The organism is Microbulbifer mixtoriginis (SeqCode) (assembly GCF_052467945.1).
In genome coordinates this window covers 2,119,107-2,136,648 of sequence record NZ_CP174328.1, presented here as the reverse complement: position 1 = coordinate 2,136,648, position 17,542 = coordinate 2,119,107, and the positions used below count along the sequence as shown (strand labels likewise).

Annotated in this window: 10 protein-coding genes; 3 read left to right on the top strand and 7 right to left on the bottom strand. The window is 52.5% G+C overall.

Features of this window, described 5'->3' with window-relative positions; translation table 11 throughout:
• Nucleotides 1-63: 63 nt before the first annotated feature.
• The 5 genes from ACJJIJ_RS09315 to ACJJIJ_RS09295 all read right to left on the bottom strand — a co-directional run bounded on the left by ACJJIJ_RS09315 (nucleotide 64) and on the right by ACJJIJ_RS09295 (nucleotide 5,565).
• Nucleotides 64-1,941: a VWA domain-containing protein gene (locus ACJJIJ_RS09315; RefSeq protein WP_444886430.1), complete on the bottom strand. Its 1,878-nt coding sequence runs from the start codon at nucleotides 1,939-1,941 to the stop codon at nucleotides 64-66.
• The gene (locus tag ACJJIJ_RS09310; RefSeq protein WP_444886429.1) at nucleotides 1,941-2,978 is read right to left on the bottom strand and encodes a vWA domain-containing protein; all 1,038 of its coding nucleotides are present in this window, start codon (nucleotides 2,976-2,978) and stop codon (nucleotides 1,941-1,943) included. Before ACJJIJ_RS09310 ends, ACJJIJ_RS09315 begins: the two co-directional genes overlap by 1 nt.
• Nucleotides 2,971-3,522 (bottom strand): DUF4381 domain-containing protein, encoded by a 552-nt coding sequence (locus ACJJIJ_RS09305; RefSeq protein ID WP_444886428.1) that lies wholly within the window; start codon nucleotides 3,520-3,522, stop codon nucleotides 2,971-2,973. The genes ACJJIJ_RS09310 and ACJJIJ_RS09305 overlap by 8 nt, the downstream gene beginning before the upstream one ends.
• Nucleotides 3,523-3,622: 100 nt before the next feature.
• Nucleotides 3,623-4,594: a DUF58 domain-containing protein gene (locus ACJJIJ_RS09300; protein WP_252081977.1), complete on the bottom strand. Its 972-nt coding sequence runs from the start codon at nucleotides 4,592-4,594 to the stop codon at nucleotides 3,623-3,625.
• Nucleotides 4,594-5,565 carry an AAA family ATPase gene (locus ACJJIJ_RS09295; protein WP_444884591.1) on the bottom strand — a complete coding sequence of 324 codons (972 nt, stop codon included), beginning with the start codon at nucleotides 5,563-5,565 and terminating at the stop codon, nucleotides 4,594-4,596. The genes ACJJIJ_RS09300 and ACJJIJ_RS09295 overlap by 1 nt, the downstream gene beginning before the upstream one ends.
• A gap of 315 nt (nucleotides 5,566-5,880) precedes the next feature.
• Here ACJJIJ_RS09295 and ACJJIJ_RS09290 point away from each other — a divergent pair, with 315 nt between their 5' ends.
• On the top strand, nucleotides 5,881-10,797 hold the full coding sequence (locus ACJJIJ_RS09290; protein ID WP_444888931.1) for an NAD-glutamate dehydrogenase: 4,917 nt from the start codon (nucleotides 5,881-5,883) through the stop codon (nucleotides 10,795-10,797).
• A 130-nt stretch (nucleotides 10,798-10,927) separates the two neighbouring features.
• Entirely contained in the window at nucleotides 10,928-11,965 is a 1,038-nt protein-coding gene (locus ACJJIJ_RS09285) for a quinone-dependent dihydroorotate dehydrogenase (protein WP_444886427.1), read from the top strand.
• A gap of 139 nt (nucleotides 11,966-12,104) precedes the next feature.
• On the opposite strand, the gene rmf is transcribed toward ACJJIJ_RS09285, so the two are convergent.
• Nucleotides 12,105-12,356, bottom strand: a complete 252-nt coding sequence (gene rmf, locus ACJJIJ_RS09280; protein ID WP_444884593.1) for a ribosome modulation factor — start codon at nucleotides 12,354-12,356, stop codon at nucleotides 12,105-12,107.
• A 423-nt stretch (nucleotides 12,357-12,779) separates the two neighbouring features.
• Here rmf and rlmKL point away from each other — a divergent pair, with 423 nt between their 5' ends.
• Complete coding sequence (gene rlmKL, locus ACJJIJ_RS09275) at nucleotides 12,780-14,978, top strand: bifunctional 23S rRNA (guanine(2069)-N(7))-methyltransferase RlmK/23S rRNA (guanine(2445)-N(2))-methyltransferase RlmL (protein WP_444886426.1); 2,199 nt, start codon at nucleotides 12,780-12,782, stop codon at nucleotides 14,976-14,978.
• 201 nt (nucleotides 14,979-15,179) lie between these two features.
• On the opposite strand, the gene ACJJIJ_RS09270 is transcribed toward rlmKL, so the two are convergent.
• Entirely contained in the window at nucleotides 15,180-17,525 is a 2,346-nt protein-coding gene (locus ACJJIJ_RS09270; RefSeq protein ID WP_444939370.1) for a bifunctional serine/threonine-protein kinase/formylglycine-generating enzyme family protein, read from the bottom strand.
• Nucleotides 17,526-17,542: the final 17 nt, after the last annotated feature.

Sequence of the window (17,542 nt, the reverse complement as noted above, 5' to 3'; positions counted from 1 at the left end):
AGCCTTCCTGGGGTTTGGTCACATCTAAAGCCGAAAATAATGTTGTGCATTGTGGGCATCTTTCTACCACCTCTGGGTAGCGCCGTTTTCAGGAGGCTCCCACTCGCCACTGCGATAGGCACGGCGTCTTTGCAGACTTTCGTATTTAAATTTTTCTCGCATTAAGCCGGCGGGGTCATCGGGAATTTGGCGCAGCCATTGGTCAAGAGCCTGCTGGGTTTCTGGGTCTAATTGGCGCTCTTCGGCGCCGGCGGGTTGGGGCTTTCCTTGCTGTTCTTTTTGCTCTTCTTCGCCCTGTTGGCCTTGCTGAGACTGCTGCTCCTGTTCATTTTTCTGTTGCTCAGCATTTTCAGGTTGCTGTTGGTCTGATTGCTCCTGCTCTTGACCGGATTGCTGCTCGGAGGGCTGAGGTTCGCCAGAGGAGGGCTGCTGTTGGCTCTCCTGTTGTTGATTCTGTTGATTTTGCTGTTGGTTGCCGGCCTGCTGCTCCTGTTGTTGGTCCTGCTTATCTTGTTGTTCTTGTTGATCACCGGATTGCTGTTGGTTTTGTTGTTGTTGACGCTCTTGAAGCTCCTTGAGTTTCTCGGCAATTTCCCGATTGTGTTGCGCATCGGAGAATTGCGGGGCTTGGGCCAGAGCCTGGTCATAGGCTTCAATGGCGCGCTCATAGTCGCCCTGTTGCACTAGGCTATTGCCCAGGTTGTATAGGCCTTGCGCATCATTTAATTGGGCAAAGTCTTGCTGAGCAGCGGCATAATCACCGGCGCGATAATTTGCCGTGCCCCGCCATTCCGGGTTGCGGAAAGTTTCGGCGGCTTCGGCAGACTCCCCTTTGTTGAGTAATTCCTGTCCCTGCTGATCTTTGCGTTGCCAGAGGTCTTTCCATTCAAAAGCCTGACCTTCACTCGGTAGGCCCAAGTAAAGGGCGAGGGGCAGGGTGCAGGCGAGAGTGCCACGGCGAAACAGTAGGGCAGCAAAGGGCAGGAGGAGTAAAATCAACAAGGGGCCTTCATCGCGCCATTGGTCGAATTCTCGCTCGGTCAATTCGGCCTGCTCGGGGGTTTCGCTTTGCGGCAACAGGTGTTCTATGTCGGCGTCGTTGACGGTGATCTTGGCGTAACGGCCGCCGCTGCCTCTAGCGAGTTTGCGCAGCTCCCGTGGGTCAAAATTGGCAATCACAATTGCGCCATTACCATCTGTGACGAAGCCGCCGCTATTGCCGCGGGGGATTGGGCTGCCCTCGCCACTGCCGACAGCGAGGATATTGAGTTCAACTCCAGCTTCGGCCAGGGATTTTGCGACGATATCCGCTGCCGCAGGCTCAATGCCGTCTGTAACTGCGAGCAGTTGCCCGCGTCCCGCAGAGCCATCCCTGAGTAGGCGAATGCCGGTCGATACGGCCATCTCAATATTGCTTCCCGGTACTGGCATAATGGCCGGCGATAATGCGGGGACCAGGTTGGCGATGGTGGCGGTATCTTCTGTCAGTGGTGTGACCACATGGGCTTCGCCGGCATAGGCTACCAGGGCGGTCAGGCCATCTTTGCGCTCACGAAGAATGTCCAGAATTTTCAATCTTGCACGGGTGAGGCGGTTGGGGGCGAGATCTGTCGCCATCATAGAGGGAGACAGATCCAATAAAATCACCAGGGCATCTTGATTACTGTAAACCGGTGTCGGCAATTTTCTCCAGGTGGGCCCCGACATAGCGATAATCATGGCGGCGAGTAATGCAAAGATTAGCCCGAATAACCAGGGGCGCTTGGCACCGCCGCGCATTAAAAGGTGCGGTAAAAGATCTGCATCAATCACCTTTTGTAGCTGGGCATTGTTTAGAACGATTTTGCCCAAGCCCCAGCAAATGAGTGCTGCGGGGATTAATAGCCATAGCCAGTACGGGCGGAGAAAATGAAACGATTGGAGTAGCTCAGGGGTGCTCACTATGCCTGGCCTCCGTTGTTAGTGGTTTGTTTATTGTCGTTGCCGGAATATCTGAAATTAGTGGTGAGAGGAGCCACTGCCCAAATAGAAGACAGGAGTAGGGCTACTCCAAGCGGCCATACAAATAGGGACTTCAGTGGGCGGTAGCTTTCTGCTTCCTGCTCCACAGGTTCCAGTTCATCCAATTCCGAATAGATTTCTGCCAGTTCCTGGGGGTTATGAGCGCGGAAATAGCGCCCCCCCGTTGTATCGGCAATCGCCTGCAGGGTTTTGCTGTCGAGATCCCTGGAGGGGTTAATTCTGCGGCTGCCATAGCGGCTGCCCAATAAGCCCGGTTGAACCATTTCTTCGGCACCCACACCGATGGTGTAAACCGTAATGCCCGCTTGCTGTGCAAGTTCGGCGGCTTTCAGTGGGGAGACTTCACCGGCAGTGTTGGCGCCGTCGGTGAGTAGGATTAGCACGCGCTGTTCGGCTGGGCGCTGGGTTAGGCGCTTAACAGAGAGGCCTATAGCATCCCCTATAGCGGTACCCTGGCCGGCGAATCCGATTTGCGCCTCGCGCAATAGGGTCCCTACAGTTTCCCGATCGTAGGTTAGTGGTGCTTGAAGGTAGGCGCGGGTGCCGAATAGCACTAGGCCCAGTCGGTCGCCTTGGCGTCGCTCGACAAAGTCTCCCACTACCTGTTTGACCGCATTAATACGCATTGCTGGGCGCCCGCCAAGGAGCATATCGGGAGTCTCCATACTGCCGGATATGTCTACGGCAACCAATAGATCCCTTGCGCTGCTGGCTTGGGAAATCGGCTCCCCATACCAGCGAGGCCGCGCGGCAGCGCTGATCAGCAGTAACCAAATCAGTGTGAGTAATAATAAATTGAGATAGTTGCTTTGCTCCCCACCACTGCGTTGGGAGAGTTCAGAGTAAAAGGGTACTTTTAAGGCACTGCTCAATGGCTTTGAGCGGGGCATTAGCCACCGCGCGAGTAGTGGCAGTGGGGTGAGCAGGAAAACCCAGGGCCAGGCAAACTCAAACACCGGCATGTTCCTCACTAACTTGTTTTTCAGGTTCCTGCATCGACAGTTGATGCTGCAGGACCCACTGAATAGCGTATTGTTGAAAAGCCTGGCTGCTTTCTGGCTTGGAAGTGCCGCGATAAAGTTGCTCGAGCAATGCTGTCCGTGCCTCATCAGGACACTTCAGAGAAGCGCTCTGTTCTAAAAAACTTAACCATGCACTACCGGTGAGGTTGCCACAGCGGGTTCTGCCATAAGTGGTCACAGCAACACGCTTAAGAATTTCGTTGATCTCCCCGGTGGCCTCAGGTCGGCTTATATCTACCGTATTCAATAAATTAACCGCTTTAACCTTGTAGCGGTTGCGCTCAGTTTGTTTGCGCCGATATCTGATCCATAGGGCAATTCCCAACAGAGATAACATGATTAATAGGGCTAGGAGCCACCAGCCGGGAGCAGGTGGCCACCAGCTTACTGGTGCTGGTTCCTGGATATCGTATAGTTGTGCCAGTAATTCCTGGGCCTCAGGCGAGGGGGGCTGTAGTTGTTGCTGCTTTCTCAGCATAGTTGCCCCTCCGTTGGAATGACTTTGTTGGTAGCGCTAATCGCTCCAATTACATAAAGCCTGCTTGGCGAAAATATAGAGTGCTGTCTATCGCTCACGGCTACTGCCTTTTATTTTTATGCCAACCGTTTTGCTGGCGTGAACCGTAAAAAGACATTAATTCCCCAACAATGGGTTTTGTATTGTCAAAATCCAAAAGCGGAAGTCGGTGCCTCCGGCATAATTGTTCAACATCGGCGCGGGCCTGGGCCTGCTTCTCTGCAAAATGCTCACGCAGGGGGCGGTTGCCTGCGTACAAAAATGTGCGCTGGCGGCCATCAGAAATTGTCAGGGACTGATCGGGTAAATGCTGTTCCAGCGGATCGGTGATTCGCAGTACCTGTAAATCCGCATGTCTCGACAGCAAATATAATGATTGTGAGCAATCCTGATTGAGGTCATGGCAATCACTTATAAGAAAAAGTGCACTGCCGGGGCGAGCGATACGGCGGGCTTCCTCCAGCAGAGTCTGCATGGATTGGCTGCCATTCTCGGCGATAGGGCTCTGTAATTTAGATGCTCTGTCCACCGCGCTGTGAATCATCGCTAATACGGCATGGTGGCTGCGTTTCGGGCGCACTGTATCGATGTCGTTATCCGAGAAGAGCAGGGCACCAATGCGATCGCTATGTTGCAGTCCAGCCCAGCCCAGCGCTGCGGCAATACCGCTCGCTGCTACAGATTTGAAGGCGCGATGGCTGCCAAAAAACATCGGTGAGCGCAAATCGAGCAGGATAACAATGGGTCTCTCCCGCTCCTCTTGATACAACTTGGTGTGGGTAGTGCCGGTGCGGGCGGTAACACGCCAATCAATTGAGCGCACATCATCGCCGGCCTGGTAATCTCGTACCTCTTCGAAATTCATACCTCGCCCACGGTAGCGGGTAAGAAGGCCACCAGCCTGGTCGCTACGTACCAGGCGCGGTTTAAAGAGTTGTAGCTGGCGTGCGACATAGCGCATTTGTACGAGTGAGTTGACTTCCGGATAGGCGCCGCGCAGGTCCAAATCTGATGGAGGTGTTGCTGTGTGCATCAGATAGCCGGCACCTGTTGCAGCAGGCGCTGAATAACCTGGTCGGTAGTGATACCTGCGGCTTCGGCTTCAAAGCTGAGTAGCAAGCGATGGCGTAAAATATCCGGGGCTACATCCATTACATCATCGGGCGTTACAAAATCGCGGCCATCTAACCATGCGCGTGCACGGGCGCAGCGGTCGAGTGCAATTGTTGCCCTTGGGCTTGCACCAAAATCTAGCCATGATGCCAGCTCGCTGTCATACTTCGCCGGCTCGCGCGTAGCAATGACAAGTTGGACAGTATAGGTTTCCACGGCTTCGACCATCTGCATTTCCAGAATCTGGTTGCGAGCCTGAAAAATGGTCTCCTGACTAATGATTTCGGTAGGGCGATTTTCGCCAAGGGTGGCCTCGGATCTGGCCAGGCGCAGGATTTTTGCTTCCGCCTCGGCATCGGGATAGGCAAGATTCACTTGCATGAGGAACCTATCCAGTTGAGCCTCGGGCAGAGGATAAGTCCCCTCTTGCTCAATGGGGTTTTGAGTGGCCATCACTAAAAATAATTGCGGCAGCGGATAGGTTTTTCGACCCACACTAATTTGTCGCTCAGCCATAGCCTCAAGCAGTGCCGACTGTACTTTGGCCGGCGCGCGGTTTATCTCATCCGCCAGGATCAAGTTGTGAAATACTGGTCCCGGTTGAAAATGGAACTCTCCGGTTTCCGGCCGGTAAATGTCGGTACCGGTAATATCGGCCGGCAGTAAGTCTGGCGTGAATTGAACTCGATGGAAGTCACCCTCAATAGCTTCGCCCAGTGTTTTAATCGCCTTGGTTTTGGCCAGGCCTGGCGCCCCCTCGACAAGCAGGTGTCCATCGGCAAGCAGAGCAATAAGAATGCGATTAACCAGCGTTTCCTGGCCTATGATCTGCTCTTTAAGCCAGTCGCCCAGTGCGATGATGTGATCTCTGTTATTCCGGTTTGCTTCCATAGCGTCTCTTCTTCTACAAATGTACCCGCCCTATTCATTCGGGTGGCTATCTACCATCTTTTATATATAGTCGCCGCCAAAGCGGTGGGGCCTGTTGATTTTAACGGCACCAGAGGAAGAGGCAACCACCGCGCCCGAGCCCACTTTTTAGGCGACATTTTTTCGGTGGCACCAGTGCCACTTACAAGGTTACGTGAAAGTTTAATTTTTAGGACTCGTCCCTGCAGCACTTCAGGGATGAGATGACGATCTTTTCGGATCTACAGTCATTGGATTCGATGTGACAAAAATGAGATTGGGAGGTTCCCCGTGAATATGGCGACGGTGATTACCGAAAGCCGTGAAGAATTGGTAGCACAGATTTGTGAGCTGATTCGCGACAAGTTGGCATCTGATGCAGAACCAGTAGTGGCTTTTGCGCAGCAGTTCCTGCACCAGTACCCGCTGGAAGACCTGCAGGGCCGACGCCTGGTAGATATCTACGGTTGTATCTACACCTGGTGGAACTTTATCCAACAACGCTCTGACGGCCTGCCCAAGGTGCGCATCTTCAATCCACGCCTGGAAGACGATGGCTGGGAATGCTCGCACACTGTTATTGGGCTATTGGTGCGAGATATGCCTTTCCTGGTGGACTCGGTGCGTATGGAGGTCAACCAGAGAAACACGGTTATTCATTCCATTAAGAGTACGGTGTTAAAACTAGAGCGCAGTGCCAGTGGTAAATTAAAACATCTACTGCCTCCGCGGGATGAAATTCCAAACCTATCTTTCGACCATGTTACGGCCAAGGATCATAAGCCCGCCAAGGGATCGAAGCTGGTCAGTGAGGCCCTCATTTATATTGAGGTCAACCATGACACTTCCGCCAAGTTTGCCTCGGAACTCAGTGCGGCGCTAAAAGATGTTCTAGGTGATGTAGAGCTGGTAGTGGATGATTATGCGCCGATGCTCGAGACCTGTGGGGGTATGGAAGGGCAGCTGAAAGCCGGGGTTTCGGAGGACGACACCAATCTTCTCGAGGCCTGTGCGTTTCTGCAGTGGATGCGCGATGGCAACTTTACCTTCCTTGGCTACCGGGAATACGAGTTCAGTCAGGTTGATGACAAGAAAATTCTCAGTGAGGTGGAAGATCGCCGCCTGGGTATTTTCAAAAAACTGGAAGAGTCTGCTGCACCAATGCTTGAAGCCGCCTTTAGCGAGGGTAAGCAGCGCTTTTACCAGGGCCCGAACTATCTGACTTTTGCCAAATCCTCAGTGAAATCCCGTGTGCATCGCAGCGCCTACTCAGATTATGTGATGATCAAACGTTACAACGCCGAGGGTGAGGTAATTGGAGAGTCGGCATTTATGGGGCTATACACTTCCCCTGTGTATACGGAAAGCCCAGCCAAAATTCCGATTATCCGACGTAAGATGGCCTCCATTATTGAGTCCAGTGGCCTTTCCGGTTATGGCCACGATGGCAAGGCGTTGCGCCGTATTTTGGATACCTTCCCCCGCGATGAATTGTTCCAAAGTAGTAGTCAGGACCTGTTTAAAGTGGTGATGGGAGTGCTCAGTTTGAATGAGCGCGCTCATGTTCGCCTGTTTATGCGCAGAGACCTTTTTGGAAAATTTGTTACGGCCACCGTGTATGTGCCGAGAGATCAATTCAACAGTAACGTACGTGAGTTGATCTGCTCCCATATTTCCAAGGCAATTAAAGCCAAAGAATCGGACTTTACGACTTATTTTTCTGAATCCATTCTCGCGCGTGTGCATTTTGTATTCCGCATCTCGCCCGATGAACCTGTCGATATAGATGTAGCGCTGTTGGAGGCGCAGATTGTGGATATTACCCGTTCCTGGGAAGACGTTTTTCAAAGATCCTTAGTTGAAAGCAGTGGAGAGGAAGAGGGTAATCGACTTTTCCGTATCTTTGGTCGTGCCTTTCCCGCTGGTTACCGTGAGGATTTTGAGCCGCGTATCGCTGTACAGGATGTGGCAGCAATCCAGAATCTCAACGAAAACAACCGGGTGGCCATGAGTTTCTACCAGCCGGTAGGTGCGGCCCAGGGCAGTTTGCGCTTTAAGGTATTTAACTGGGGTAGCGGCTTAACCCTCTCCGATGTGATCCCAGTATTGGAAAATCTCGGTCTTAGGGTTATGGGGGAGTTCCCATATACCATTCGCCCTTGTGGCAGTAGTGATGTATGGATGCATGAGTTCCACCTGGAGTTTGGCCTTCCAACAAAAGTTGATGCCCAAGCATCGCGCGGGCTGTTCCAGGATGCATTCGCTGCTATTTGGAATCACACTGCGGAAAGTGATGCTTTTAACCGCCTGGTGCTGGCGGCTCGCCTGAATTGGCGAGAGGTTTCTATGTTGCGTGCCTACGCCCGCTATTTGAAACAAACAAAATCTAGCGCTAGCCAGAGCTTTATTGCTGCGACTTTGGCCAATCAAGTTGAAATTACCCGCAACCTAGTGGCTTTGTTCCGCGCATTGTTTGACCCGCGTCTTAGCAGTGGCAAGCAGGAGCAAACACGAGTTGAGCGATTAATCGCTAAGATTCATGACGGTTTGGATGCTGTTGAAAACCTCAACGAAGACTTGGTGCTGCGTCGTTATCTCGAATTGATCTTGGCTACTTTGCGGACCAACTTCTTCCAAGCGGGTGCTGACGGACAGCCTAAAGACTACATCTCTATTAAATTCAGCCCGCGGGATATTCCCGGTATTCCCGAACCTCGCCCGGAATTTGAAATCTTCGTTTACTCTCCCAGAGTGGAAGGTGTTCACCTGCGCGGTAGTAAGGTGGCCCGCGGTGGCTTGCGTTGGTCCGATCGTTTAGAAGATTTCCGCACCGAGGTGTTGGGGCTGGTAAAGGCCCAGGCTGTAAAAAATGCCGTGATTGTTCCCAGTGGGGCCAAGGGCGGTTTTGTTGTGCGGCGTCCTCCGGTGGATGGCAGTCGTGAAGCCATGCTGGAAGAGGGCATTTCCTGTTATAAAACCTTTATTCGCGGTTTACTAGATATCACCGACAACCTGAAAAATGGTGAGATAGTAGCGCCTAAGCAAGTGGTGCGCAGGGATGAGGATGACCCCTACCTGGTAGTGGCTGCAGATAAAGGAACTGCGACATTTTCCGATATCGCCAATGGTATTGCTGAGGACTATGGTTTTTGGCTGGGGGATGCCTTTGCCTCAGGTGGTAGTCAGGGTTACGACCACAAGAAGATGGGAATCACCGCACGCGGTGCCTGGGTATCTGTACAGAGGCACTTCCGCGAGATGGGGGTGGATGTTCAGAAAGAGGACTTCTCTGTCATCGGTATTGGCGACATGGGTGGGGATGTCTTTGGCAACGGTATGTTGCTATCTGAGCATATTCAGTTGAAGGCTGCCTTCAACCACATGCATATTTTTATTGACCCAAGCCCTGATGCAGCGGCTAGCTTTGAAGAACGCAAGCGCCTGTTTGAGCTGCCTCGCTCCAGCTGGAGGGATTACGATCGCACTCTCATTTCCAAGGGGGGTGGTGTTTTTGAGCGCCGGGTGAAGGCCATTAGCATCACACCTGAGATGAAAGAAGCCTTCGATATCAAAGAAGACCGACTCACGCCAAACGAATTAATCAGTGCACTACTGCGTGCGCCGGTTGATTTAATCTGGAATGGTGGCATCGGTACTTATGTGAAAGCCGGGACTGAATCCGACAGTGAGGTGGGTGACAAATCCAACGACCACCTGCGGGTTAATGGTGCTGAGTTGCGTGCCAAAGTTTTTGGTGAGGGTGGCAACCTTGGAATGACCCAACAGGGGCGTATCGAATTTGCCCTCAATGGCGGCCGCTGTAACACCGACTTTATCGATAACGCGGCAGGAGTGGACTGTTCCGACCATGAGGTGAATATTAAGATTCTCCTCGATAAAGTGGTTGCTAACGGTGACTTGACCGAGAAACAGCGCAATGAGCTGCTGCATGGTATGACAGACTCCGTGAGTGATCTGGTGCTGCACAATAACTATGATCAAACTCGTGCATTGAGTGTGGCGGAATACCAGGTTTCCAAACGCCTTGACGAATACCGCCGCACTATTAATACCCTGGAAGATGACGGTCGACTGAATCGGGCTCTGGAGTTTATCCCCGATAACGAGCAGATTTCCGATCGGGTACATAAGGGGCAGACCCTGACCCGGCCGGAACTTTCCGTTTTGATTTCTTATGTGAAGGTGAAGTTAAAAGAGGAGCTTCAAGAGGCGGAAATCACGGATAACCCCCGGGTGCGTGAAGCCGCGGAATCCGCTTTTCCTTCGGCATTGGTTGAGCGCTACAAGGGCCAGGTTTACGAGCACCCCCTTCTGCGCCAGATCGTTTCCACCCAGGTGGCCAACGAAATGGTGAACAGCATGGGAATCACCTTCTACAACCGCATCAGCACGGCAACAGGCGCGGACGTCAATGATGTCGCGGCGGCTTATATCAGTGCCCGCGATGTTTATAAGATGGTGGAATTCCAGCAGCAACTGGCTGAATTGGACTACAAAGTACCGGCCGAGCTGCAGACCGAGTTGCTCAACTCCATGATCGGTCGGGTCCGCCGTGCCACCCGCTGGTTCCTGCGCAATCGTCGCAGTGATCTGGAGCCTGGGCAAAACTGCGCACTGTTCCAGTCTCAGGTGCAGAGGGTGATCAAGGCCCTGCCGAAAGTCCTGAGTGGTGGTCCGCTGGGTGAGTGGGAACAGCGCTACCAAAAATTATTAGAGGCGGGGCTGCCAGAGGAGATTGCCCTGCTATCAGCATCCCCGACCTACCTTTATTCGGCACTGGGCATTTCCGAATCTGCTTATGCCAGTGACCGCCCTGTAGAAGAGGTGGCCAAAGTCTATTTCAGCCTCTCTGACGAGTTGAATCTACACTGGTTTGGCAATTTGATTGTCGATCTACCGGTGGACAGCTTCTGGCAAGCCCAGGCACGCGAAACGAGTATGGATGACTTAGACAGCCAGCTCGCCACCCTGGCAGTGAATATCCTGCGCCTTGCCACCGTGGAGAAATTGGACGTAGATAGTGCAATGTTGCGCTGGGGCGCTATTATGGCGCCGGCTATTCAGCGTTGGCACAACATGATTGCCGAGCTGAAGGCAGCTGCCGTCGGTGATTTTGCGATGTTTACAGTAGCGCTGCGCGAGTTGATGTACCTTGCCCACGCAACTGCAGACCGCGAAACCCTGGCTGAGTAGGCCGAAGTGAGTTCGGGAAATAGCGCTAGGGAGTTAGTTCTCCTTGGCGCTATTTCACGGGTGGCAATGAAATTCTATCTCCGTTCGTTGACTCCTGGCGGACGGGTTCAGTCCCCACGTAAGGAAAGGTATGTATTCAACTCTGCGTAAAGCTCTGTTTGCGCTCGATCCCGAGCGGGCCCACCACCTCTCTCTGGATGCAATTGGTGCCGTTGAGCGCCTTGGCCTGATGTCTTTTTTCAAACAGGCAGTCGCTCACGACCCGGTAGAGCTGATGGGGTTGACTCTACCTAACCCTGTTGGTCTGGCTGCAGGACTGGATAAGAATGCCCAGGCTTTTAACGGTTTGGGTGCTTTGGGTTTCGGTTTTGTTGAAGTTGGCACCGTGACCCCACGCCCACAGCCGGGCAACCCGTTGCCACGACTGTTCCGTGTGGAAGAGGCGGGTGCCATTATCAACCGTATGGGGTTTAACAACCTGGGAGTTGATTACTTAATCGACAGAGTGAAGCACCGCCGTTACAGGGGTGTTTTGGGAATCAATGTTGGTAAAAACTTCGACACTCCGGTAGAAAAGGCGGCGGATGATTACCGGCTCTGTATGGAAAAGGTGTATCCCTATGCGGATTACATCACCGCCAATGTTTCTTCGCCGAACACCAAGGGGCTGCGGGACCTGCAGTTTGGTGAGAGCCTCAACAGGCTGCTGGGAAGTATCAAGGAGAAGCAGGCGGAACTGGCCCAAAAGAGCGACCGCTACGTGCCCGTTGCGGTAAAAATCGCGCCAGACATCGAAGGGGATGCCATAGAGCAGATCGCTGAGGCTCTTTGCGAATACGGTATTGATGGCGTCATAGCCACTAATACCACCATTGATAAGTCATCTGTGGCTAATCTGCCCCATGGTAACGAGCAGGGTGGGCTGAGTGGTAAGCCTCTACAGCACCGCTCCACTGAGGTTATTGCGCAGCTGTCGAAGGCTCTGGACAAGCAGGTCCCTATTATTGGTGTTGGTGGAATCTTCGACGGTGACAGTGCAGCAGAAAAAATTCGCGCAGGGGCAACTGCCGTACAGGTTTATACCGGGTTTATATACCGGGGACCGCAGCTTGTTCGCGAAGCGGTGGAGTCTATAGCTATGGAGCGTCGTCGCTCAGCTGGTGAATAGCGCCAGTATTGCCTGGTCCTATAAAACTAGATTGAGATGTTGAATTCATCTTTATCGTCGAACGGGTTCAGAGGGGTGCAGGTGCAGCCTGGTGGTGGTCGTGTAAAAGGTGCAGGTGAACCTGCACCTTTCCCGCAGGCTAAATAGTACTCCAGCCGTCTGGATATTGAATATCGGTGGAAATGGCGCCATAGATTTCCAGTTTTTGCGCCTTGGTAGTCCTGTCAAAGCCATTCCAGTAATCTTCCCGCCCTTCACGCCAGCCGTTTACCCACTCCTGGTGTGGGTCATTTTCGACAAAGGGACAGCTATCTATAGACTTATTGTTCAGGGCTGCCAAATACCCTTTGTAGAAAGCCCTGTCGGCGTGATTGCGTTTTTGGCGTTTCATCTATACGGCACCTCTGCTTGTAGATTTACGAACTGCGGCGCAGTCCGTTGGATGCTTATTACGGTTTTGTTGCATCGACAATTAAAGCTTAGCGAAACTTTTGCGCGGGCAGTTGTGTGACTCCTATCGCTTCCCACATAGCAAGAATATGGTGGAGAGAGCAAAATCGGAAAATGGCTGGGCATCGCTCTCAAGATATCTACAGAGAAGCATTTAAAAGTCGGGGTGACTGTGTAGACACTAGCAAGATATCCCGACTACGTAGGCTCCGCCGCTACAAAGTGGGATAATCGCGCCAGAAAATCTGGCCTGTAGAGGGGAATACTGACCCCTTGGTATGTCTACCAGGCTCTTGAAAATCTAATTTGCGCCAAGAGGCGCCATGTTTATCCCCCTTATGCTAGGGGTTATCGAGTAAAAGTTTTGATCGACTCACGTATAGAAGAATTTAAGTTTACTGCGACATGTCCGAAAGGGTTGGAAAGCTTACTTGCTGTAGAGCTTGGGTCTCTGGGGGCTAAGGTCCTTCGGGAGCAGCCTGCAGCCATACATTTTGCAGGCTCCTTGAAGCTTGCTTATCGTTGCTGTCTGTGGAGTCGCCTGGCAAATCGGATTTTGCTGCAACTCGATCAGGTTCGCATCGGTGATGCTGAAGACCTCTACCGGGCGGTGGCTGCACAGCCTTGGGAAGAGCATATTGGCCCTTCGGGCAAACTGTGGTTGCAGTTTTCGGGGACCAATCGGGAAATCCGTAATAGTCAGTTCGGAGCCCAAAAAACAAAAGATGCCATCGTTGATCGCTTGCGTGATAAAACCGGGGCGAGACCGAGTATTGATAAGCACAATCCCGACCTGACTGTGGCTTTGCGACTGCAGCGGGACAGGCTGGATATTGCCATAGATCTCAGTGGGGATAGCTTGCATAAAAGAGGCTACCGAACGCATATCGGTGCTGCCCCCATCAAAGAAAACCTGGCTGCAGCCCTGTTATTGCGCGCTCGTTGGCCGCAGATTGCGGCTGAGGGCGGGGCTCTGCTGGATCCAATGTGTGGTTCGGGCACTATTTTGATTGAAGCGGCCATGATGGCTGCTGATATTGCTCCGGGTCTCTTCCGTGAGAGTTTTGGTTTTGAGCGCTGGCTCAACCACCAGAGCGATATTTGGAATGAGCTTCGTGAAGAGGCTCTACAGTGTCGCGTTGCCGGTTTGGAGAAGCCTTTGCCGGAAATTCGCGGTTATGATGCCGATGCTAGGGTGCTATTTGCTGCCGAAGCCAATATTGATAGGGCGGGATTGGAGCGCCAGGTGCGGGTAAGTTGCCGGCCGGTCGCCGCATTCAAGGTTCCGAGTCATCGAGAGATCAATACTGGTTTGGTATTGACCAACCCCCCCTATGGTGAACGCCTTGGGGAGCAGGAGGCTCTGCGAGAAACCTACGCGGAGTTGGGTAAGCAGTTAAAGGCGGAGTTTCCCGGTTGGCAGGTGGGAATTTTTACCGGCAACCCTGAGTTGGGGTATTCCACCGGGCTACGCTCTCACAAGCACTACCAGTTATATAACGGCTCAATCCCCAGTCAGCTGTTGTTGTTTCAGGTGCGCGAACAGGGGGGGCAGGCCGAGAGCGCACCCAAGGAACGCAAGCTCTCCCCAGAAGCTGAAATGGTGGCCAATCGATTGCGCAAAAATTTGCGCACAACAGGCAAGTGGGCATCCAGAAACGGCATTGACTGTTATAGGCTCTACGATGCTGACTTACCGGAGTACGCCGCTGCAGTAGATTTATATCGCACCTTAGAAGGGGAGCTCTACGCTCACCTCCAGGAGTACCGCCCGCCGGCCAGTATTGATGAGGGTAAGGCGCGCAATCGGTTAAGGGATCTGTTGAGAGCCGTGCAATCCGTATTGGAGCTGCCTAGAGGGAAAATTAGTATCAAGGAGCGTCGCCGCCACAGCCATAAAGGTGGCCAAAAGGGCGCTGGCCAGTATCAAAAACAGGTTGACGAAAGGGCTAGCTTGCAGGTGCAGGAGTACGGCGCTGAGCTGGAAGTGGATTTATGGCGCTACTTGGATACAGGGCTGTTCCTAGATCATCGCCCGGTGAGAAAGCACCTGCGCGAGATATCCTCTGGGAAGAAATTTCTCAACCTGTTTTGCTATACCGCAACAGCCACTGTACAAGCTGCTTTGGGTGGCAGCGTACAAAGTACCAGTGTGGATATGTCCAAAACCTATCAATCCTGGGCTGCGCGAAACTTCCGTGCAAATGGTATGGATCCTTATAAGCACCAGCTGGTGGAAGCTGATTGCCTGCAGTGGTTGGCTTCGGCCCAACAAAATCGCAAAGGCCATTACGACCTGATCTTCCTCGATCCCCCGAGCTTTTCCAATTCGGCCAAAATGCGCGGAGTGCTGGATATTCAGCGCGACCACGCCAAGCTGATCAGCCAATGCATGGCATTATTGGCCCCGGGGGGCACTCTGATTTTTTCCAATAATTTGCGCAGTTTTAAAATGGATGTGGCGATGACAGATGCCTTTGCTGTGCAGCCTTTACAGTTATTGGATAAGGATTTTCAACGCAACCCTAAAATCCACAACGTTTGGGAAGTTCGGGCTAAGTAGTGGGAGTTGGCTGCTAGCCTAGGGTCTGAATGATGCAGTGAGTTAATGCGGCACAGGGAAGTGTTGCCGCTGCTGGCAGCCATAAGGTTAGATTATAAAGAATTTCTGTATCACTATTTGGTTGGTGTAAATCAAAAGCCATTGGCAGAGGCTCAATGAAAATTAGGGTTATTTTTTGCTTCGAAAGTAGCCTGGGGTTGGTCAATAAAGTTCCATAACAATCCGCATTCCTACATCCTTTGCACGACTATTTTCATTGAGGCCCTTGCGATAATCTGCCCCAATTCTGCTAGATGGGTCCCGCATTGAGCCACCGCGAACGCTGCGTAACTGACAGTTTTTGATTTTCAGTGGTGCAGATGTGTTGTGGTTTTTATCATAACCGGGTTGGTAACAGTCTTGCACCCACTCTGCCGCATTGCCGGCCGTATCGTATAGTCCAAAAGGGTTGGCTTGGTAATTCGCTACCGGTCCGGTTTTCGTGATAAAGAGACTGTTAAATTCACTGTCACATCCGCGCCTGCAATTGGCTTTTCCCCTTGCATCGCTGCTTTTCCACCAGAAAGGTTGGTCAGTGCCCGCGCGGGCTGCATATTCCCACTCGGCCTCGCTGGGCAAACGATATTTTTGTCCCGTTTGCTCTGAAAGCCACTCAACATATTTTTGTGCGTCCCGCCAGGTAATATTGGTGACCGGTCGCCTCCCTCGGCCCCAGCCTGAGTCACTGGGCTGATTGGTCCCTGTGGCGAGAGCAAAGCGGTCGTAATCCTCAAAAGTGATTTCTTGAGTTGAAATGGCAAAGGGTTTGGGAATTTTTACTTGATGCTCGGGGCGGCTATTACTGCGCTTATTGCTGCCCATCATAAATTCTCCCGAGCCTACTACGATCATCTGAGGGCCCTGACCGCCGGAGGAGAGTTTGGAGCGTATTTTCTTTCCGGCAAAATAGGCTTTTTGTAGCTTTACCGAAAGCTGGTGGTTCTGATCCTCAATAATGATCCAATTACGATAGCGGTCATAGCCGGGTTTGCTGACCTCTACATCGTATCGCCCGGGCTCTAGTTGAATACCCGGTGCATAGCGCGGACTTATATTCATAATACGTACGCGGGCATCTTCAGGCTCAGTTTTGACCGTAAATGCAAACTTTGGTACTGAGCTTGGCTGCTCCTGTGAAAGCACAGCCGAGTTTTGGGTGGGTAGATTGCCCGATAGTGAATTATCCGGGGATTGATTGTTAACTGAATCACCTTGAGAGATCTCCTGCCCTTGTGTCTGTACCAGATCTTCAACTGGAGGCTTCTCTACATCTCTGACTTGTACTTCTTCAGAGCGATCGGCGCTGGGCGTGCTGGGCGTAGTATCGGAGGTATGGCGTCTTGCGCTGTCGGATAAAGTGATCTGGCTAAGCCAAGTTTCCTTACCACTGAAAGTGCTATGAACGCTCCAGCCAAAGAGTAGCGTGATGGCGGTGATGGCGGTTAGTGTCCATGGGCGCCTGTGCTTTGTTGGTTCACTGACCAGCTGTCGTAAACGCACCAGGGTATCCTGATCTTTACGTACGGAGTCCACTTGCTGGGGGTTCTCCAGTCTCACCTGCCAGCCTTTAATAAAGCGATCCCGGAGGCTGCTCAACAGAGTGAGAAAAAGTGCACGGGCTAGACTGGAAACACCGACAGAGGCGTTGTTTAACTGGCTGATTTGCTGGCTGGGCTTGCCGGCTAGGGTTGCAACTAACTGATCGGTTGCATCTGCGACATCCAAGCCCCGTTGAAATCGTTTGGCCGGCTCTTTGGCCAGGGCGCGATCAATGATCGGCTGGTATAGCGCGTGCCGAGCAGGTAACTTTGGGATGGGGTCGGTCAGGTGCTTGATGGCAATAGCCACCGCTTCCTCTGCTTGGTAGGGGACAGCACCAGTGAGCATTTCATAAAAGACAACACCTAGGCTGTAGAGATCGGCCCGGCCGTCAATAGCATTACCTCTGGCCTGCTCGGGGCTCATATAGTGTGGTGTGCCTACCACCATGCCGCTATTGGTCATTCTTGTGGTATGTGCAACAGCGCGCGCCACGCCAAAATCACTCAAAACGGCAGAGCCATCCTCCCGAAACAGTATATTTTCTGGTTTTAGGTCCCTGTGCACATACCCCTTGCTGTGGGAGTGGTCCAAGGCCATGGCGATTTGGCGTACAACATTGAGGGCTTCCAGTGGCTCCAATGGCCCTTTGGCGAGTCTTTCAGAAACAGAGCCCCCAGCCATATAGTCCATGGCGATATAGTTAAGGCTGCGGTAGCGTCCAATATCATGGATACCAACGATATTTGGATGGGAGAGCTGTCCGACAATGTTGGCTTCCCGTTGAAATCGCTCACTGAAAATCGGGTCGGCATTGAGAACCGGCGACATAACCTTGAGGGCCACTTGGCGGCCGACACTGCGCTGAATGGCTAGGTATACCGTGGACATGCCACCCTGGTTAATTTTGCGGAGGATGCGATAGCCGGGGATTTGTAGCGAAGAATTGCCACTCTTTACGAGCTCCATGGTGTGCTATGGCCTCG